Below are 20,037 nucleotides of genomic sequence, written 5' to 3'. Positions count from 1 at the left end.
TGGCTCTCGCTCAGCAGAAACAAATCACTCATCACGGTCTCCTTCCAGAAACCGTGAATCACAGCTCAAACCAAATTAATAGGTCCTGAGCCTAGGTGATCGACCTCTGGCGCTCCCAGCATTGCCACTGACACAATGTTAATTCGAAACGGTCTCGAAATGATAGGGGTCGTAGACTACTGCGTGGTTAGCCTTGTTACATCGGCGATGAACACCCGCAGTGAACATCTAGGCGGCCGTGTCTCGACTGTAGAACATCCTCGCCGACGCCTCGAGTACCGAGCGATGTTTCGTTGCGTCGAAGGCGCCCGCCGGAAATGTCTCGATAAGATACTTAGCGAAGGCCTCCTTCGCACCATCTGACAGGTCAAACCACGGTTGCGATGTAATTTCTTCGAATAGTAATTTAAGGGCGCTTAATTCTTCCGGCTGAAATGCTGTCTTGACGAAAATGTGGTCCACGAACGCCTCCTCAAAATATGAGCCTACGTAAGAGACCCCATTACAATTTCAAGAGGTTGCCACCCGATCGCCCCAGAAGCTGGCTCGGTCGCTACAGCCTGTTCGACATCTCGAGACCCCTTTCCAACGTCCCAAAAGAGCGAACAGCACCTGCGACGAGGATATCGTAGCCCGCCTCCAAGACGGCGGAAAGGTTCTTCGAGCCGACGTGCGGATGACCGACCGGGACGGCATGCGCCTTGCAAATGCGCACGATTTCCGTCATCGCCCGAACGACATCGGGGTGTTCGTACTGGCGCGGATAGCCCAACTCCTGGCTCAGATCTCCCTCCCCGATCATCACCGCGCCAATACCGGGAACTCGTGAGAGGATTTCGTCGAGATTGTCGATCGCCAGCGTGTCCTCGATCATCAGGACCACGAGTATTTCACCCTCTGGTGCCAGCGGCCACACATCGGCCTTGCGGTAATATTCGTCGGTGCCGACGCCCCAGATGCGCGCAGCGGTTCCCGGACTGTCGCCGCGAAGACCCGCGGGCTCGTAGCCCGGTACGGATTTCAGCCGCGGATACCGGCAAGCCGAGACAGCATTGTAGGCCTGTTCCGCCGTGCTGACATGTGGCCAGACGATGCCGAAGGCACCCATGTCCAGCGCCTGCTTTGCAAGCCACTGGTTCATTTCGCCGCCATTGGCGGGAATGCGCACGATCGGGGTAACGGCGGGCGACGGCAGGCCGGTCGCGATCGCGCGCGGGGCATTGACCATATATTGCAAGGTGTCACGCAGGCGCACGGCATCCCATGGCCGATGCTCCATCTCATAGATGACGCCGTCATAGCGCGCAGCGCTTACCCAGAGCGCGGCTTCGGGTTCTGCCGGAGCGAAGGTGGCGAAGGCCTTGCTGCCGGATTCCAGTGTGCGGATAAGCTGGTTGAGGCGGGTCATGGTGGGTCCTCCTCTTAACGTGCAATAAGCTGGTTGAGACGGGGGAAGACGCGCCGGGCATTACCCTCGAAGATCTTGCGGCGGCCATCCTCATCGAGATGGTCGAGACGATCGATATAGCGCTTCGTGTCGTCGAAGAAGTAGCCGCTGTCCGGGTCCACGCAGCGCACCGCGCCGTGCATCTCGGAGGCGAAAAGAACGTTATCGACTGGAATGACCTCGGCCAGCAGATTGATGCCGGGCTGATGGTAGACGCAGGTGTCGAAGAACAGGTTCTCGCCCATCATAACCGCCGGCGCTGGGCGTTTCCTGTCGAGCGCCATACCGCGGTAGCGGCCCCAGTGATAGGGCACCGCTCCGCCACCATGCGGGATGATCATCTTCAGACCGGGGAAACGCTCGAACAGATCGGACTCGAGGATCTGCATGAAGGCGGAGGTATCGGCGTTGATGTAATAGGCCCCGGTAAAATGGTGATTGGGATTGCAGGATTGGCTGACATGGATCATCGCCGGTACGCCAAGTTCCTCCAATCGCTCGTAGAGTTTGAACCACCATGGATCAGTGAGCGGCGGCTCCGTCCAGTGGCCACCGGACGGGTCGGGATTGAGGTTGCAGCCGATGAACCCCATCTCCTCGACGCAACGGTCGAGTTCCGGGATTGCGTTTTCCGGCCGGCAACCCCGGGATTGCGGGAGCTGGCAGACAGGGGCGAAGTTTTTCGGATATAGATCGCACACCCGTCGAATGAGATCGTTGCACACGCGGGACCATTGCTGACTCATCCTCTCGTCGCCGATATGATGGCCCATACCGCCGGCGCGTGGCGAAAAGATCGCGAGATCGGTCCCGCGTTCGCGCTGCATGCGAAGTTGCGTCTTTTCCAGGCTCTCGCGGATTTCGTCGTCGGTGATGACCGCGCCTTCACGCCGGCCAAGCTGCGACAGGTCGCCTTTCGCGTCGATCTGCGCTTTGCGCCAGCCTTCGTGCTGCGCAGGTGCGGTGGTATAATGGCCGTGGCAATCGATGATCATCGTCCGTCTCGCATGTTGTGTGGAAAAATCAGGCGCCGAGCGCAGAGGTCGTTTCGTCGAACAGCTCATCGACCGACAGACGGCGATCAATCAGGCCGTCGAACAGGGCGAAGTCGATGATTGCCTCCAGCGAAGGGCGTAGCGCAGCAAGTGTGAACGGCCGCATCTGCCGCCCTTGCTCCGAGGGAATGTCGCGATCGCGGCTTTCAAGCAGTAAGTCGTAGAGCGCACGGATCACGTCCGGCCGCTGACGGCTGAGATCGGCCCGCGCGACGAAAATGTGGTTCATCGGCACGATGCCGGTTCGGTAGTACCAGTCGGACGCGGCTGCTTCCGGGTCGGCGATCACCGGCTGCAGACGCGGGTCATCCGGCTTCTTGTTGCCGAGGATTGCCGCATCGACATCACCGTCGATCAGCAGTTGGGACAGTGAGCGATCCTCGATCCGACTGACATTGTCGGGCTCGCGATACTCGGCCATATGCGCGTCTTCTTGTGCGATCCAATGCACATCCTGCGGTGACACGCCATATTCGGTGCGCAGGATGCCGCGCACCCAGGTGACCGTCGTCTGCGTGTAGGAGCGAATACCGATGCGCTTACCAGCAAGGCCCTGCGGCAACAGCGTGCCGCGCGAGGCGTCATGCGCGAGCGTATGGTGCTGGAACCGTCCGCCGATCGGAGCCGGCAGAAGCAGTAACGGGCGCCCGAGCGCGCGCGCCTGCAGATAGGTGACGATGGCAAGCTCACCGCAATCGAACCGGCCCTCACGGACCATCGGCTTGAACCCGTCATGCGTGATCTTAAAGCTGTCGTCGAAATCGAAACTCAAAAGCTCGCTTTTCAGCGTCCCATCCTTGAGCGAACGGGTACTGGGATTGTCGCCAAGAAGCGTGTGGAGACGCACCTTGCCTTGGCTGGGATAGGATCTCGGTTCGAACACGGACGCCACCTGAAGGATCAAATTGGTCAAAGAAATGCCGTCCGCCGCAGAGCGGTCGGCAGGGACTAGTGGCCCCGGCGCCCGAGGGCGCCAGGAGATTGTCTAGAAGATCAGAGAAGCTTGATCGCTTCCGCCGCCAGCGACATGTCGACGGTCTTGTCGAAGGGGAGCTTCTCCTGTTGCACCTTGACGCGGATGTTCAGGTCCTGAACGTAATCCACGCCTTCAGGCGTAATTTCGAGGTCGTTGGCGAAGGGTTGGTTCTCCTGCATGAATTTCCATTGGAACTCGGATGCAGCGTCAAAATCGGCACCCGTTCCACTCAAGGCAGTGCGGCGCGCCTCTTTGAAGGCTTCGAGTGAATCGGGACTCGATACGTGGCGAAACAGGGCTGCATAGGCGGCTAGCGTGTGCACCAGCAACTCCCGCTTGGATGTGATCGCATCATCGGATGCATAGCCGCCTTGGAACGGGAATTCCTTGAGATCGATCCACATACGGCCGCCTTCGACGATGTGGACGCCCTTTTCCTCGGCGATCGGAATGTTGTCGATCTGGCTCGAGCCTGCATCGACGACGCCTGCGACAATCGCCCGGAAAACGTCGGCGCTGCTTCCAACATTGGCGAATGTCACCTCATCGGGGTCGACACCGTTCTTGAGCAACAGGGCGAGTGTCACCTGGTGCAACTGAGCGCCGATCGCGCCGATGCCGATGCTTTTGCCACGCAGGTCGGCGATCGACTTGACGTCGGGATTCTTGCTGAAGATTGCTTGCTGACCATAACGGACGGAGCCGTTCACGAGCTTTACCGCCGCACCCTTGCTGACTGCAGGGAAAAGCTGCGAAAAGCCGGAAAGCGGGCACAGATCGATATCACCCGCAAGGACACTGCCCATCAGCTTGTTACCATCCTGCACAAAGGTCAGATCGGCGGCAAGACCAAACCGCTTCAGGAAACCACCCTGCTGCAGCAGCGTCTGCATGGTGGTGGCGAGATTACTGGAGGCGGTGGCAATGTTTACGTGACCCGAGAAGCCGGACTGCGCCCAGCCGACACGTGCGACGAGCATGCCGCCTGCAAGACCTGCGGCTCCCGCGAGGAAATTTCTGCGACTGATGGTGTAGGATTCCTGTTTCATCTGGGTCCTCCCTGACCGTTGAAATGGAAATGAAGCATGCCGGGCATTCGGCTTGCGGGTCTGCGGAGAGCTACGGCACGCCGCAGGACGCCGCCGTACGGTCTAGTCGTCCACGTAGCGCCAGGGCGCGAAGTACTTGTCGAGGCTTCTCAGCGCGATCGTGAGCGTCACGCCCAGCAACATCAGCACGAGGATCGGCACGAACATAGATGCGGTGTCGTACTGGTTGCCGTATTTCACGATCATCGCGCCGAGACCGTTGATGGCGGTGTAGAACTCCGCGACGACCATTCCGATCAGACCGCGGCCGATACCAAGCCTCAGACCAGTCATCATGTAAGGCAGAGCCGATGGCAGGATGATCTTGCGAAAGATTTCCGGTTCGGTCGCATCGAATGCCGCGCCGACATCGATGAGGTTGCGGGGAACGTTCTTTACCCCGGCAATCGCATTGATGAGGATCGGGAACACAGTCAGCAGCGTGACGATGAAGATCTTGGCGCTGTCGCCGAGACCGAACCAGATGATGACGAGCGGAACAATCGCCACTTTCGGCGTGCAGTAAAGGGCATTGACCAGCCAGTCCGCCGCGGCCTCGACATAGCGGTAACGACCGATCAGAAGACCAAGTGCAAGGCCGATGATCGTTGCAAGGCCAAAAGAAATCGCGACGATGCGCAGGCTCGAATAGGTAGCGCTGATCAGTTCACCTGATGCGGTGAGGCGCACGGCGGCTGCGGCAATTGCCGACGGATAGGACATGAACAGCGGATCGACTTGCCGGCCAAGGATTTCCCAGCTGCCGACCGTAAACACGATCGAAGCGAGCCGTACGGCCCACAGGTGGGATTTTTTGACCTTTGGCGGCTCGATGTCCTCGTAGTCGATATTCGGCACGGGATTGGTTTCAATAATCTTGGCCGAACGTATGTCGAGCTTGCCGGATATGGATTGTACTGTCATTGTTCTGTTCCCTTCGATTTACGCCGCGACAGCGGGAGCGGAGCGGATCAGCTCCCACATGCGGCCGCGCAATTCCTGGAAACGCGGGTCGCCGCGAAGCTCGGGAAGCGGCGGGCGGGGGTGGTCGAAGGGAATATCGATCACTTCCTTCACCCGACCCGGCTTTGCAGCCAGAACGATGACGCGATTGCTGAGATAGATCGCCTCGTCAAGGTCATGGGTGACGAAGATTGTGGTTTTGCCGACCTCCTGTTGAATTCGCAGAAGCTCTGCCTGCAAAACCTCGCGTGTCTGTGCATCGAGGGCGCTGAAGGGCTCGTCCATCAGCATGATGGCCGGGTCGATAGCGAGCGCCCGCGCAAGGTTGACACGCTGCTGCATGCCGCCGGAAAGCTCGTGCGGAAACTGCTCCTGTGCATGGCTGAGACCGACGAGCGCAAGCAGGTCCTGGGCCTTCTCGCGGCGCTTGGCCGGCGGGATGTTCTGCAGCTCAAGACCGAACTCCACATTGGCCCGTGCAGTGCGCCAGGGAAGCAGGCTTGCCTGCTGGAAGACGAAGCCGCGGTCGCGCCCAGGTTTGACCACCACTTTGTCATCGACCTTCACGTCGCCGGCATCGTGGCGGATGAGCCCCTGGATGATCCTGAGAAGCGTTGTCTTGCCACAGCCGCTCTCGCCGATGATCGAGACGATCTCGCCTTCGAAGATGTCGAAGCTGACATTACGAAGCACGGGCAGGAAACTGTCAGGCGTCCCTCCCCCTCCGCGGATTCGAAAGGTCTTCGAGACCTTCTCCGCGGATAGTTTGATCCTGTGTTCCATTGGTTCCTCCTCCAATAGGTCCAAGCGGTTCAATCCCTAAGAGAAGGGTACAGCTTTTGCGCGGTTGTCGAGAAAATCGCGTCTCGATCGCTGTCGGTCAGCGACGAGAGGGCGATTTTCATGTCGTAGAGATTCTCCTTGAGCACGCCTGCGGTTGCCGGATGGTTCGAGCCCCAGGCAATGCGGTTCGCCCCGAAGACGGAAACGAGCTTCGGAAAGAAGGTCTCGCAGCTCGCCGGCGTCTTGCGTGCCTCGCGCACACCGCGCGGCGTCAGCTTCAAGTAGATGTTCTCGAAAGCGGACAGAGCGAAAAGGCTTCGTGCTCCATTGTAGGGCGGGCCATCCTGCACGTCGGGCCGGCCGAGATGATCCAGGATGATGTTGACCCCTGGAAAACGCTTGGCCATGCCGGCGACTTGCGCATGCCCGGACGGAACGGTCTGGATGCACACCGGCAAACCGAGTTCGGTGCACAAGGCCCAGGCTGGGAAGGATGCCGGGTCGTCCAGCGCATTATTGTCAAAGGACTTCGTGCTGCCGCCACCAGTGAAGAGCCGTACGCCGCTCAGGTTGCGCCCGACCCAGTAGCGGATCTTTTCTTCCGCGTCCGGCGCCGCCATGTCGATGGCCCCGACACCTGTAAAACGGTCGGAATGATGCGCCGTCGCATCGGCGACATAGGAATTGTCGTAGCCGTAGCAGGTCGAGGGTTGCACGACGGCGGCCTTGCGGACGCCCGCCTCGTCCATCGCCTCGATAAGCTGCTCGATCGTGAGCGACTGATGGCGGGACCACTCGGAGCGCTCACCGAAGATCGGTGCATGCGGATAGCGCTGCTGGTCGTCTGAAATGATATGAGGGTGGATGTCTATGACTGGCACGTTCATTTTGATCCTCTTGTCGCCCCGCCGAACGCGGGACCGGTGACGAAGGACAACACCATTCGCCGAGATACTTTGAGGAGGGGCTGGGACGACGAGCGGCATAAGATCGCTCATCAGCAAGTCTGAAGCAGTGCCTGGCTTGGCGCTTGCGCGAACAAATTTCTTTGAAGCGATTGGCGCTGGGCCGGCGTTTTCGGGACCTCCTCCGTCCGAAAACGTCCTGCGACGACACGATGTACGTTACGCGCAGTCGGTGGAAGTTCTCCAATTGGAATTGGTCTGCCCCGTATAAAAAAAAGCAGAAGCACCAACGACGGCGATCGCCGTCTCGGGATGCTCAACGATTGCCACTCCCGGAGAAGTTTGAAGCCTCCGCACGAAGAATATTGAGAAAACGCGTCTGGACAGGTGTCGGTACCCATCCCTGCCGCATTGTGACGCCCTTCTCTTGCGAAGCGAAGGGAATGGGGGAATCGATGACGTGTACCAGCTTGAGCATAAGCGCGGTGTCGGCTTCATGGCGGCTGACGAGCGCCAGCCGGTCGCTCGAGTTCAAAACCGCGAGGATCGTGTTCAGCGAACTTGCCTCGATGCCGAGCGTTGCCGTGACGCCAAGCTTGCGCAGCAGCCAATCGAACTGGCTGCGGCGCGGGCTGCCCGCCTTAGGCACGACCCAGTTATAGACGCGGAGATCGTCGGCCGTAACGCTGGACCGCTCCGTCAGCGGATGCCCGCTTCGGCAGATCAGGCAGTAGGGGTCCGTGAACATCATTTCTGTCTGTAATTCATCCGCGGTATCACCCGCCCTCAGCACACCGAAAATCAGATCGATCTCACCGCGACGCAGACTGTCGATCTGCATGTCGTATGGGGCGTTGGTTACATATACCTGCGCATCCGGGACCGCATTCGTCAGCTTTGCGATCGTCGTGCCTATAAGATAGGCGCCGGACATCGGCAGCGTGCCGACCAGCACGCGCCCGCTTTCGACGCCGTCCAGAAAGCGGATATCGTCAACCGCCGCGTCCATCTCACGAAGCGCGAGAGCAAAGCGGCGCGCCAGTTCCATGCCGGCGCCATTCGCCTGCTGGCCGTTCTTCGACGCCGTGTATAGGGAGACCGAGACGTTGGCCTCCAGCTCGCGCGCAGCGCGCTGCAGCGAGGCGATCGAAACACCGATATCACGCGCCGCCTGCGAAAACGAATTGCGCCCGGCGATTGCCATCAAGCAGCGGATCTGCGTGCTCGTAATATTGCGCACAACGGCAGGATTTGCCTGCCCCCGGGACAAAGTGGCGATGGCAGCCTCGATCTGCGCCAATGCCCGCCTGACGCGTTTGAGCAATACGTCTCCGGCTGGAGTTGGAAAGGTGCCGTTGCGCGACCGGTCGAACAGCGGGCGTCCATAACGCTCCTCCAGCACGGAAATCGCCTGCGAAACCGCAGGCTGGGAGAGCCCCACATCCTCTGCTGCGCGGCTGACACTGGCATGCTTTGCAACGGCCTCCATCACACGCAGATGCCGAGGATTGGGCAGTGCGGGAAGGCCCGTATGCAGTGTGTCGAGATCGTCCAAGTCCTTCATGATGCGCCCTCCCAGGCATCGAGGTATCGCTACCAACAAATGGCCGCCCTTCACAAAATCCTATACCACGCATTCTCTCAAGGCATGGCCAGGTCCGTGGCTTTATGCGGATTTGCCGATTTTTTCGGCCGTTCCTTCCCTCTCTTCCCCATTAGCTTATGCCAATTCTTCTCCATTCACCAAAGAAGGGTTCAGATTTTTTTTATGGACATTGCGGCTGTTCGAATTTGTTGAGGACAGGCAATTGCCGCACTGTTCCGACATCGGGACTGTCCTCCTTCCGCCTTTCATGGCCTGGGCTGATACCACCCGATCAGGGAGGAGCCTGACCATGAACCCGTATAGCAGCAGCAAGTGCACCGCTCGTACGAGCCGGCATTGGATTAGCTGATGAGTACCCTTGGCGTTGAGAGCGCATTGCTCGTTTCGCATGATCGGCTTGCAGCGCTGGCTGCCGGCATTCTCGCGGCAAGCGGGATGGGCGACGGGGATGCGGCGACCGCAGCCAACCTGATCGTCGAGGCCGACCTTTGCGGAGCGGATGCTCACGGCGTTTTCCGTCTTCCGGACTATTCCGCGCTCCTTCGGAAAGGCCTCATCAATCCCCGCCCGTTGGTAACATCGGATATACGCGGCCCTGCGGTCGCGCTTGTGGATGGCGATGGCGGCATCGGCCATCTCTCGGCCTTGCGCGCGGCAGAACTGGCGGGCGAGCTTGCGCTGACAGCGGGCGTCGCCTGGGTCGGCGTGAGACGCTCAAACCATGCGGGCGCAACGGCAATCTACGCCGAACATATCGCCCGCAAAGGCCTTGTTGGCATATGCGCATCTGTTGCTGCCGCCAACCATATGGCGCCGTGGGGTGGCGCTGAGCCGCTTCTCGGCACAAATCCGCTGGCGATTGCCGTACCGTCGGCAGGCCAAGCGCCCTTCGTACTGGACTTCGCGACATCAGTGGCCGCGTTCGGCGCCGTGAAGACGCTTGCCATGGCCGGCCAAAGCTTGCCGGGTGGTTGGGTTCTCGATCGCATGACGGGCGAGACGCTTACCGATCCCACAAAGCTTTCACAAGGCACGCTTGCCCCCATCGCCGGACATAAGGGCAGCGGGCTCGCCCTCGCGATTGGGCTTTTAGCCGGCGTGATGAGCGGCGCGGCGTTCGGCCGCGACATACGCCCCTTCGATCAGCCCGCCGACGCTCCGGCGGATGTCGGCCATATGGTCATCGCCGTCGATCCCGGTCGCTTCATGCAACGGGCACAGTTCGAGGCAGAAATCGCCCGCCATCTCGATAGTTTTGCCGAAAGCACGCCAACACTTGGGGCAAGCGCTGTTCGCTGGCCTGGTGCCCGCCGCGCCGCAATATGTGCCAAACGCTCGAAGGGAGGCATCCCGCTCGACCGCAGCGTCGCGAAACGACTTGCGGACCTTGCGCACCAACTCGATTGCCCGATCCCCTTCTCGCTATAAATCGCAACAGCTACAGGAACTGACAATGTCCGACGTGCCCAAGTATTTCATGTACTTCCCTGGCAATTACCGATGGTCTTCCGCCTTCATCAACATGCTTGGACGAACCCCCTATGGCGGCACAGACATCAGCGAGTTGCACAAGGTTGGGCGTCAATTGCAGGGGAAAAGAGCGGACGATGATGAGGCCTGGTTCAATGCCTTTATCCCCGTCGCGGATGAAGTGCGGCAGCGCGGCGAAGCCTTCGAGGCGTCCGGCCATCCGGTCTCGGCCGCAGCATTCTATCTGAGGGCATGCCACTATTATCAGATGGGCGAACGCTTCCGCACGCCCAAAGACCAGCGTGCGCTCGATGCCTATCGCACCGGCGTCGAATGCTTCCACAAATTCGCGGAACTGGGTGACTACAAGATCGAGATCGTCGAGGTTCCCTTCGAAGGCGGCAGCCTGCCGGGCTATTTCGTCCCGGCGCAGAATGCGAAATCCGAACGGACGCCCTGCGTGGTCTTCTTCGACGGCCTGGATGTGACCAAGGAGATTCAGTTCGTGCTCGGGGTGCCTGACCTCATCAAGCGCGGCATCTCGGTTCTCGTCATGGACGGCCCCGGCACGGGCGAGGCGATCCGCTTCCGCGGCCTTCACCTGCGCCACGACTACGAAGCCGCCGGCGGTGCCTGCATCGATTACCTGGAAACGCGTGAAGACGTCGACTCGAAGAAAATCGGCGTCGTAGCCATCAGCCTCGGCGGATATTACGCCCCGCGTTGCGCAGCCATGGAGCCGCGCTTTGCCGCCTGTGTCGCCTGGGGTGCTATCTGGGATTACCACGCGGTGTGGAAGCGCCGCATTGAAGCCTCGTTCAACGCCTCCATGTCCGTGCCGGGTCACCACATCACCTGGATCCTCGGCGTAGACACCGTCGAAGAGGCACTCGAAAAGCTCGAGCCTTTCCGGCTCGACGGCGTCGTGCAGAACATGAAATGCCCCTTCCTCGTCACCCATGGCGCGGATGACGAGCAGGTGCCGCTCAAAGACGCCCAGGCCCTTTTCGACGCCATCGGCTCCGCGGACAAGACCATCCGCGTCTTCGATGGCGAGGAAGGCGGGGCACAGCATTGCCAGCGCGACTATCTCACTTACGGCACCGCCACGATGTGGAGCTGGTTCGAAGACAAGCTGGTCCATGGCCGTTGAGCGATACGGCCACGACAAAGCCAAGTCGGGGCCAATCCTTCTTAGAATACAAGACATGGAGAAGCGTGATGAGCGTGAACAGCTCCGCCGCCACCATCGCCACGCCCATCGCTGCCATCCACGGCCTCATTCGCGATGCGATGCGCGCCTGCAACCTGTCCGCTGCAGACGCTGACCGGGTCGCGGAGTTGATGGCAGAGGCGGACCTAACCGGCGCCGATGGTCATGGCATCTTCAGGCTGCCGCAATATGTCCGCCGTATCCGTGGCGATGCGGTTAATACAACACCCGATATTCGCGCCGAAATACGGGGGCCATCCGTTGCAGTCGTTGATGGCGATAACGGCATGGGCCATCTGGTGATGAGCAAAGCGGCCGAGACTGCCATTTCTCTCGCTCGGGAAACCGGCATCGGATGGGTCGGCGTGCGAGGATCGAACCATGCCGGCCCCGGCGCGCTTTACGCCGAGATGCCGGTGAAGGCCGGAATGATCGGTATCTACTCCGCCGTTGCAAGTGCAAACCACATGGCCGTCTGGGGCGGCACGGAGGCGTTGTTGGGAACGAACCCCCTTGCGGTGGGTATCCCCGCCGGAAACGGCCCTCCCGTGCTCCTCGACATCGCAACGACCGTCGTGTCCTATGGCACGGTCAAAGGGCGGGTCCTTCAAGACAAACCCCTGCCGGAGGGCTGGATGGTCTCGAAGGAGGATGGAGCTCCGTTGACCGACCAGACGCGCACGGCTGACGGGGTGCTTCTTCCCATCGGCGGATACAAGGGCAGCGGCCTTGCCCTTGTCCTGGGCATTCTGGCCGGAACTCTCAATGGCGCCGCCTTTGGCAAAGAGGTCATCGACTTCAACGCCGACAGCACGTCTGCCACCAATACCGGTCATTTCATCCTTGCGCTGGATATTGCACGCTTCATGCCACCGGACGTATTCGCGGCGGTGCTGAGCGAACAATTGGCCAACCTGCGGTCCGGCCAGACAATCGCCGGCATGCGAATCCGCATGCCGGGTGAGCAACGCACGGCGCGCCGCGCAGAGCGCTCGTCGACGGGTGTTCCCCTCGCCGCCCCTCTCCTCACGCAACTCGATGCGCTTGCTACCGAGCTCGGCATTGCCACGCTTAGCGCAAGGGTGTGACGATGGCGGAGAAAGCCATCGTCACCACCAACCCCGCAACCGGCGCGGAGATTGCCGCATTCGAACCCCATGACGATGCCTACGTAGACAGGGCTTTGACGGCGGCGGCGGATGCGCAGAAGGCGTGGCGCAGAGTGTCGGTCGACGATCGCGCCAAGCTCCTCGCCGGCATGGCGCGTGTTCTGCGGGCGGGCAAACCGAAATATGCGGCCCCGATCACGCAGGAAATGGGCAAGCCGATTGTGGAAGCGGAAGCCGAGATCGAGAAATGCGCCTACAATTGCGATTTCTACGCCACGCAGGCCGGCAAGGCGCTGAAGAAGCAGGTGCTCGAACTCAGCGGATCGGACGCGTTCATCGTGCTCGCCGATGCCAATCTGGACGAGGCTGCCGCCGTTGCTGTAAAAGCACACTACATCAATGTCGGCCAGTCCTGCGTCAACGTGAAGCGCTTCATTGTCGAGGACAGCATCGCCGATCGTTTCGTCGCGCTATTTTGCGCAGGGGTTGCCAAGTTGAAGGTCGGCGACCCCACCGAGCGCGACACCAATATCGGCCCGATGGCGCGCGAAAACCTGATGGGCGCACTTCACGCGCAGGTCGAGAAGACAATTGCTGCCGGTGCCGAACTGAAGGCCGGCGGCGCGCCGGTCGACCGTCCGGGCTATTTCTATGCGCCGACCGCGCTCGATCATGTAACGCCCGACATGGTCGCCTTTTGCGAGGAGACGTTCGGTCCCGTCGCCGCGATCATCCGGGCAAAGGATGCAGAAGACGCTGTGCGGCTGGCGAACCAGACCGAATTTGGCTTGGGATCGGCAATCTGGACGCGGGACATCGCCCGCGCACGCACGCTTGCCCGTGACATCGACGCCGGTGCCGTCGTCATCAACGGCATGGTCGCTTCCGACCCACGCTACCCCTTCGGCGGCATCAAGCGGTCCGGCTACGGGCGCGAACTCGGCGTCTACGGCATCCGCGAATTCGTCAACATCAAGTCCGTCTGGATCGGTCCAGCCAAGCCAGCAGCATGAGGAGACCAAGCATGACCGGAGCCGCCATCCTTCGCCCGAGAGAGATGAAGACCAACGACCGCGGTGGCGGCGCGCGCACCACGCCATTGGTCACCCGCGCCTGCGGCTCCACCAGCATGATCAACGGCATCACGGCCTTCGATCCGGGGGCGGCGATCGGGCTGCATAGCCACAATTGCGAGGAAAGCGTCATGGTAATCGAAGGCCGGGCGATCGCGGAGATCGACGGTGTCGAACATCATCTCGACACCAACGACACGACCTGGATCCCCGCCAACGTCCCGCATCGCTTCATCAACGCCTCGGACAAGCCCATGCGCATCTTCTGGACCTATGCCTCCATCGACGCAACACGCACCATGATCGCAACCGGCGAAACCCACTCGATCGATGCCGAGCATGGGAAGGCCAAGACATGACGCCTGCTGGCGTGCTCGACCGATAAGCCGATCACACCACAGCAAGGCAGGGAAAAAGCTGCGCCCAGAGTGCCGAGGCATAAAATGCCCCTAGTGTCGAAGCGGCGAGACTACATCTTGTCGGGTAGAGATTTGGCCAACTCGTCGATCGCCAGCCGCACGCTGAATGGCAAATGCGCTGTCCTCATCCATACCGCATGCACAGGATATAGAAACGGCCTCTCGGTCGGCAGCACATTGATGAGAGTTCCAGCCTCTAGCCTGTCCTTTACCAGCCACAGCGGCAGCCACGCCAAGCCTTCGCCGTCGGCCGCTGCATCGGCGATCGCATTTAAATCGTCAAGACGCAGACGTCCGGTAACAGAGACCTTAGCATCCGGTTCGGATCCACGTGGAAAAACCCATGGAGCAACAATTCCCGAGCGGCGGTAGAGAACCACCACATGCGCCGCGATGTCAGAAATCGTCTCCAGCGTCCCGTTCGCTTGGAGATAGGCGGGAGATGCGACGACGATCATCTTCTGCGTGGCAATCCGTCGGGCGATGTGGTCCGTCCTATCCTCCAGTTCCCCGGTACGTACGGCGAAGTCATACCCCTCTTCCGCGAGGTCGCTGATGCGATCGGTGAAGGATAGGTCAAGTTCGAGCCCCGGAAAGCGGCGCGTCAACTGCAGCAGTATGGGCGCCACGCAGCGTCTTCCGAAATGGACGGGCAAACTCACCCTCAGTCGCCCGCGGGGTTGTGTCAGATCCCCGGCGACCAAGGCGTCGGCGGAATCCACCTCGGCAAGGATCGAACGGCATCGCGCGTAATAAGCTTTGCCAGGCTCCGTCAAATTTTGCTTTCTCGTGGTGCGATGCAGCAGGGTAATACCGAGCCGATCTTCGAGAAATTTTATGTGCTTCCCCACCATCGGCCCGGAAATCTCGAAGGCGTCCGCAGTTGCAGCGAACGACCCGAGGTCGACCGCCTTGACGAAGATTGCCATGCTTGTCAAACGGTCCATATTCATAACCACTGATTATTTCTGACATAAAGTATTCGTCATTTATCGCGAGGTCCGCATCATTCATAGATCATTCCAAATCATTATTTCGGAGTGACCCTATGGCACGCGCTATCGTATTCCACCGGCACGGCGGACCGGAGGTCCTGCAGATCGAGGAAATCGACATTCCGGGGCCTGGCTTCGGCGAGGTTCGCATTCGCGTAAAGGCCTTGGGGCTGAATCGTGCCGAAACATTGATACGGGCGGGTACTTATATCGAAACACCGACATTGCCTGCCCGGCTGGGGCTTGAGGCATCCGGCGTTGTCGATGCCGTCGGCGCAGGCGTCGACGGGTTCTCGTCGGGCGATGCGGTCAGCGTAATACCTCCTATATCGATGACCACTTATCCCACGCACGGCGAGTTTGCCGTCCTTCCCGCCAACCATGTCGTCAAAAACCCTGCGAACCTTGGCTGGACGGAAGCCGCTGCCCTCTGGATGCCATACCTGACCGCCTACGGCGCCCTTGTGGATTTGGCACAACTGCAACCGGGCGAACCCGTCGTCATAACGGCGGCATCGAGCAGCGTCGGCATCTCGGCGATCCAGATTGCCCGCAAGATCGGCGCCGTCCCTGTAGCACTCACCCGCACATCGGCGAAGCGGCAGGGACTGCTCGATGCGGGAGCGGAATATGTGATCGCAACGACCGAGGAGCCGCTTTCACAGCGGCTGCGGCAGATTACAGGATGTGAGAATATCCGGGTCGTTCTCGACGCGGTCGGAGGCCCCATGGTCGGCGCTCTGTCGGATGCCATGTCAAAAGGCGGCATCCTCATTGAATATGGTGGTCTCGACCCGCAGCCGACGCCATTTCCGCTGCTCGCAGCCTTGTCGAAGACCCTGACCCTGCGCGGCTATCTGGTGCACGAACTCATTCGGGATCCGAACCGGCTGGAACACGCTAAGGCTTTTATTGTCGATGGCCTGGCCTCCGGTACACTTGTTGCGACAATCGCCAGGACCTTTGCGTTCGATGATATCGTGGAAGCTTACCGCTATCTCGAATCGAACAGTCAGTTCGGTAAAGTCGTCGTCACTCTTTAGACGCGAGGCTATCCGACGCCTCGATAGGCGCGATGAAATCTGTATCGGAACAAAACCCACCGTTCGGAGTTCACGACCCAGCGTGATGTCATAGACAAGGTGGAATCCGTGAAAGAACGATGCGAGCAGCGGAGAAAAGATGATCAAAATGTATTGGCAATTGCGGCGTTGTTCATAGCAGAGCTTCCGGTTTGAAGCGTCCAGATGTGACTCTTGTGAAACTCCACTTTCGGGCTCGCATGAGCAAAAACTGCTATTGAGCTGGCCCAGCAGTGCAGCCTTGCCCTTGCCCGACAAGATGGGAGCGCATAGATTCCACGACGATTTTTGTGTTCGATCCATCGCTTAAGACGTGTTTCGTTGCGACGCCGCTTTGGGGAGATGTTGGCGGTCCCACTTTGGAGGAAAGATTGGCAGGTAGCGAACGACGCTTTTCTCTCAGGAGACGCACACAGGCGGCACATGAGCGACTGGACGCTTCCGTGGGCAGTTTCAATACCGTCGACGAATATGGGCGCTATCTGACGAGCGTGAGCAAGTTCCGCGCTGCAATGGAGGGCGCGTTGCAGCATGTCGTCTGGCCGGCCGGCTGGTCCTGGCGCCCGATAACGCTTGCAAAGTCTCTTAACAGAGACGCTATCGACCTGGGCTTGCCAGCGGCTGGAAATGCCGCTCACGACATGGACCTGGATGACCACAGTGTCTTGCTTGGTGCGCTTTATGTGCTGGAAGGCTCCACGCTTGGAGCCCGAGTTCTTCGCCAGCGGGCGGCTGCCCTCGGCCTTATGAGGCTTTTGGAGCGCGGCATCTCGCCGTTATGTCAAAGGACATAGCGCAGTGGCAGTCCTTTCTCGTACTCTTGGACGAGGCCTCTGACTTCGATATCGAGCGGGCGGCCACGTCTGCCAATGCCGTCTTCGCCCTTGCGCTGCAATGCTTTGAAAGTGAACTTCTTGTCGCCGACTGAACCCGTCAATCTCGATACCTGCGATCGCGAGCCCATCCACATACCAGGCAGCATTCAGTCGCACGGATGCCTTCTCGCCTGTGATATCGGCCTGACGACCATCGAGAGAGCTTCCGAAAATGCACGGATCGTCCTCGGCTATGACGGTGATCTTCTCGGCCGCGATGTCGGCGACGTGGTCGGACAACAACTGCTACACGACCTGCGCAACGCGCTCGCAACCGTCTCGACTGCGTCGCGGCCAGCGCTTCTTCTCGACATGGTGTGCGGGGAGCGTGTGTTCGACATTGCCATCCATCACCACAAATCCGCGGTCATCGTCGAGTTCGAACAGGCGCCTTCGATTGGCCAGCCCCTGCATATCGCACGCGAGATGATCGGCCGCATCAGCGACATCACCGATGTCGACCGCCTCGTGCAGCGGGCAGGTCGGATCGTTGCAGGCGCGACCGGCTACGACCGCGTGATGATCTATCGTTTCGAGCAGGACGGCTCGGGAAAGGTCGTCAGCGAGACAAAACGCGCCGATCTTGAAAGCTTCCTCGGCCAGTATTTTCCGGCGAGCGACATTCCACAGCAGGCGCGCGCGCTGTATCTCAAGAACACGATTCGCGTCATCGCCGACGCCAGTGGCGAGCGAGTGCCGGTCAATCCAGTGCTGGATGCATCCGGCGAGCCGCTCGATCTCAGCTTCGCGCATCTGCGCAGCGTTTCGCCTATCCATTGCGAATATTTGCGCAATATGGGTGTCGCGGCCTCTATGTCGATCTCCATTATCCTCGATGGCGCTCTTTGGGGCCTGATCGCCTGTCACCACTACTCTCCCCAAGCCCTGCCCATGGCGCAACGCGTGGCGATGGAGGTGTTCGGCGAGTTTTTCTCGCTTCATCTCAAGTCACTGAAGGAGCGCAAGCGGGTCGCGGCCGTTGCCGGTATCCGGGAGGCGCTCGATCGTTTCCTCATTCTTTCGTCCCACCATGAAAATGTCGGTGAGCTTCTGAGGCAGAGCTTGCAGGAATTCGCCCAACTCCTGCCAAACGACGGCATCGGCGTGATGTTTGACGGAAAATGGGCCGGCTATGGCACCACTCCGCCGGACGAAGCGGTCCCCCATCTCCTCGAGTTCATCAGGATCATCAGCGAAGGTCGTGTATGGGCAACCCACGCACTGTCGCAAAAATTGCCGGAGGCTGCATCTTACAGCGATCGCGTGTCCGGGGTGCTTGCCATTCCGCTCTCCCAAACAGGATCGGACTGCCTCCTCTTCTTTCGAAAGGAGCTGGTGCAAACCCTCGACTGGGCGGGCAATCCGGAAAAGACCTACGATACCGGCCCCCTCGGTGACCGGCTCACGCCGCGCAAGAGCTTCGCGATCTGGAAGGAGACGGTGAAGGCCCAAGCCCAGGCCTGGACGGATGCGGATCGTGAAATTGCCGACATTGCACGCATCTCCATCGTCGAAATCGTGCTGAGGCACAACGAACTGATGGCTGGGGAACGGCGCAAGTCCGAGGTGAGGCAGCGCATGCTGAACCAGGAGCTCAGTCATCGCGTGAAAAACATCCTGGCTGTCATCAAGTCGCTCGTGACGAGCCCGCAGCAGCACAAGAGCACGCTCGAAGACTATGTCGCCACCCTTCAAGGTCGCATTGAAGCCCTGTCGGTCGCCCATGACCAGGTGGTTCGCGGCGATGGCGGTGGCATTCTCAGCGATCTCCTGCAAGCAGAGCTTCAGCCCTACCGATCGAAAGCATCGACCGTGAGCCTTGCTGGGCCGGCCGTATGGCTCGACAGCCGCGCATTCTCCGTCATGGCGCTGGTGTTTCACGAACTCGCGACGAATGCCGCTAAATATGGCGCGCTTTCCGTCGCTTCGGGCACGGTGGACGTTTCCTGGTCGATGGCGAAGAATGATGCTTGCGAAATCCGCTGGCGCGAGCACGGAGGCCCTGTCGTGCATGTGCCCTCCCGCAGCGGCTTTGGCAGTGCACTCATCGAGCGGAGTGTTCCCTACGACCTCAATGGCGAAAGCGCGATCCGCTTCGAAGCATCCGGACTTGAGGCAACATTCAAAATTCCCCCTCCCCACGTCAGGCTGACGGCACCAGGCTCGGGAGTGGCAGTGCGGTTGGAGGAGGATGCCTCCCCTCGCCCAAAGGGCCTGAGTGCAACAGATCCTTCGGTCCTCATCGTCGAGGATCAGATCCTCATTGCCCTCGATCTGGAAGCCATGCTTGCCGACGAGGGTTTGTCGCAGGTCGCCACCACCAGTTCCGTCAAACAGGCAATGGCGCAGATCGAAGCCAGTCCACCCGATCTCGCCATCCTGGACATCAATCTTGGCGCCACGAATTCCTTCGCGGTTGCCGAGGAGCTGAGAAAAAGGGGCACTCCTTTTGTATTTGCGACTGGCTACGGAGAGGGCGCTGAACTTCCTGAGACACTGACGGGTGTGCCGATTGTCCGAAAACCATATAACCGAAATGCAATTGTTACAGCGCTCTCGTCGCTGATCGAAAGGCGCCGTTCAAAATAGGGGCAAGCTCATCACGAGCTTGAGGCCCATCAGTGCTGCCTGGCTGCGATAAACGATGACGGATCGCGTAACCGCCGCGATCCAATGGACGCCAAACAGAGTCGCATTGACGGGTTCGGGAGGACCGTAAAAATGGCATTCAGCGTGAGCTCCAAAGGCGTATACGCAATCGCGACAACACCTTTTCTCAAAGACGGATCGGTCGATTTTACTTCTATCGATCGACTGACGGACTTTTACGAGGAAAGCGGCTGCACCGGCATCACGATACTCGGGATCATGGGTGAGGCGCCTAAATTGGAGCCCGAGGAAAGCCGTGCCATCGTGAAGCGGGTGGTTTCCCGAGCCAAGGTCCCGGTCATCGTTGGCGTTTCGGCTCCCGGCTTCGC

19 protein-coding genes are annotated in these 20,037 nt (G+C 59.9%); 9 read left to right on the top strand and 10 right to left on the bottom strand.

Going from position 1 to position 20,037, the window contains the following annotated elements; translation table 11 throughout:
* Positions 1-228 precede the first annotated feature (228 nt).
* The 9 genes from J2Y63_RS34135 to J2Y63_RS34095 all read right to left on the bottom strand — a co-directional run bounded on the left by J2Y63_RS34135 (position 229) and on the right by J2Y63_RS34095 (position 8,781).
* Entirely contained in the window at positions 229-462 is a 234-nt protein-coding gene (locus J2Y63_RS34135) for a hypothetical protein (protein ID WP_256116757.1), read from the bottom strand.
* 91 nt (positions 463-553) lie between these two features.
* Positions 554-1,408: an HpcH/HpaI aldolase family protein gene (locus J2Y63_RS34130; protein ID WP_435269644.1), complete on the bottom strand. Its 855-nt coding sequence runs from the start codon at positions 1,406-1,408 to the stop codon at positions 554-556.
* Between the two features lie 14 nt (positions 1,409-1,422).
* On the bottom strand, positions 1,423-2,442 hold the full coding sequence (locus tag J2Y63_RS34125; RefSeq protein ID WP_435269643.1) for an amidohydrolase family protein: 1,020 nt from the start codon (positions 2,440-2,442) through the stop codon (positions 1,423-1,425).
* Between the two features lie 28 nt (positions 2,443-2,470).
* Entirely contained in the window at positions 2,471-3,385 is a 915-nt protein-coding gene (locus J2Y63_RS34120) for a phosphate ABC transporter substrate-binding protein (RefSeq protein WP_435269642.1), read from the bottom strand.
* A gap of 110 nt (positions 3,386-3,495) precedes the next feature.
* Positions 3,496-4,527, bottom strand: a complete 1,032-nt coding sequence (locus J2Y63_RS34115) for an ABC transporter substrate-binding protein (protein WP_435269641.1) — start codon at positions 4,525-4,527, stop codon at positions 3,496-3,498.
* Between the two features lie 102 nt (positions 4,528-4,629).
* Positions 4,630-5,490 (bottom strand): ABC transporter permease, encoded by an 861-nt coding sequence (locus J2Y63_RS34110; protein ID WP_435269640.1) that lies wholly within the window; start codon positions 5,488-5,490, stop codon positions 4,630-4,632.
* 18 nt (positions 5,491-5,508) lie between these two features.
* Positions 5,509-6,312: an ABC transporter ATP-binding protein gene (locus J2Y63_RS34105; RefSeq protein ID WP_256116750.1), complete on the bottom strand. Its 804-nt coding sequence runs from the start codon at positions 6,310-6,312 to the stop codon at positions 5,509-5,511.
* A 29-nt stretch (positions 6,313-6,341) separates the two neighbouring features.
* Positions 6,342-7,310, bottom strand: coding sequence for an amidohydrolase family protein (locus J2Y63_RS34100; RefSeq protein WP_435269639.1), 969 nt, complete (start codon positions 7,308-7,310; stop codon positions 6,342-6,344).
* A gap of 223 nt (positions 7,311-7,533) precedes the next feature.
* Positions 7,534-8,781 carry a LysR substrate-binding domain-containing protein gene (locus J2Y63_RS34095; RefSeq protein ID WP_435269638.1) on the bottom strand — a complete coding sequence of 416 codons (1,248 nt, stop codon included), beginning with the start codon at positions 8,779-8,781 and terminating at the stop codon, positions 7,534-7,536.
* Positions 8,782-9,171: 390 nt separating this feature from the next.
* Between J2Y63_RS34095 and J2Y63_RS34090 the strand changes: the two genes are divergently transcribed.
* From J2Y63_RS34090 to J2Y63_RS34070, 5 genes are all read left to right on the top strand, one after another.
* Positions 9,172-10,251 (top strand): Ldh family oxidoreductase, encoded by a 1,080-nt coding sequence (locus J2Y63_RS34090; protein WP_435269637.1) that lies wholly within the window; start codon positions 9,172-9,174, stop codon positions 10,249-10,251.
* A gap of 25 nt (positions 10,252-10,276) precedes the next feature.
* Entirely contained in the window at positions 10,277-11,446 is a 1,170-nt protein-coding gene (locus J2Y63_RS34085) for an alpha/beta hydrolase family protein (RefSeq protein ID WP_435269636.1), read from the top strand.
* Between the two features lie 68 nt (positions 11,447-11,514).
* Positions 11,515-12,594 (top strand): Ldh family oxidoreductase, encoded by a 1,080-nt coding sequence (locus J2Y63_RS34080; protein WP_435269635.1) that lies wholly within the window; start codon positions 11,515-11,517, stop codon positions 12,592-12,594.
* A 2-nt stretch (positions 12,595-12,596) separates the two neighbouring features.
* Complete coding sequence (locus J2Y63_RS34075) at positions 12,597-13,628, top strand: aldehyde dehydrogenase family protein (protein ID WP_435269634.1); 1,032 nt, start codon at positions 12,597-12,599, stop codon at positions 13,626-13,628.
* 11 nt (positions 13,629-13,639) lie between these two features.
* Complete coding sequence (locus tag J2Y63_RS34070) at positions 13,640-14,047, top strand: cupin domain-containing protein (protein WP_435269633.1); 408 nt, start codon at positions 13,640-13,642, stop codon at positions 14,045-14,047.
* Between the two features lie 110 nt (positions 14,048-14,157).
* On the opposite strand, the gene J2Y63_RS34065 is transcribed toward J2Y63_RS34070, so the two are convergent.
* Positions 14,158-15,054 carry a LysR substrate-binding domain-containing protein gene (locus J2Y63_RS34065; protein ID WP_435269632.1) on the bottom strand — a complete coding sequence of 299 codons (897 nt, stop codon included), beginning with the start codon at positions 15,052-15,054 and terminating at the stop codon, positions 14,158-14,160.
* Positions 15,055-15,155: 101 nt separating this feature from the next.
* Between J2Y63_RS34065 and J2Y63_RS34060 the strand changes: the two genes are divergently transcribed.
* The 4 genes from J2Y63_RS34060 to J2Y63_RS34045 form a co-directional block, all read left to right on the top strand.
* Positions 15,156-16,145 (top strand): zinc-dependent alcohol dehydrogenase family protein, encoded by a 990-nt coding sequence (locus J2Y63_RS34060; RefSeq protein WP_435269631.1) that lies wholly within the window; start codon positions 15,156-15,158, stop codon positions 16,143-16,145.
* A gap of 482 nt (positions 16,146-16,627) precedes the next feature.
* The gene (locus tag J2Y63_RS34055; protein WP_435269630.1) at positions 16,628-16,978 is read left to right on the top strand and encodes a hypothetical protein; all 351 of its coding nucleotides are present in this window, start codon (positions 16,628-16,630) and stop codon (positions 16,976-16,978) included.
* Between the two features lie 120 nt (positions 16,979-17,098).
* Positions 17,099-19,648 carry an HWE histidine kinase domain-containing protein gene (locus J2Y63_RS34050; protein WP_435269629.1) on the top strand — a complete coding sequence of 850 codons (2,550 nt, stop codon included), beginning with the start codon at positions 17,099-17,101 and terminating at the stop codon, positions 19,646-19,648.
* A gap of 132 nt (positions 19,649-19,780) precedes the next feature.
* On the top strand, positions 19,781-20,037 hold a 257-nt coding region (locus J2Y63_RS34045), incomplete at its 3' end, for a dihydrodipicolinate synthase family protein (protein ID WP_435269628.1).

The organism is Shinella sp. BE166 (assembly GCF_051201095.1).
Taxonomy (GTDB): Bacteria; Pseudomonadota; Alphaproteobacteria; order Rhizobiales; family Rhizobiaceae; genus Shinella; species Shinella lacus.
This window is presented reverse-complemented; position numbering and strand designations above follow the sequence as displayed.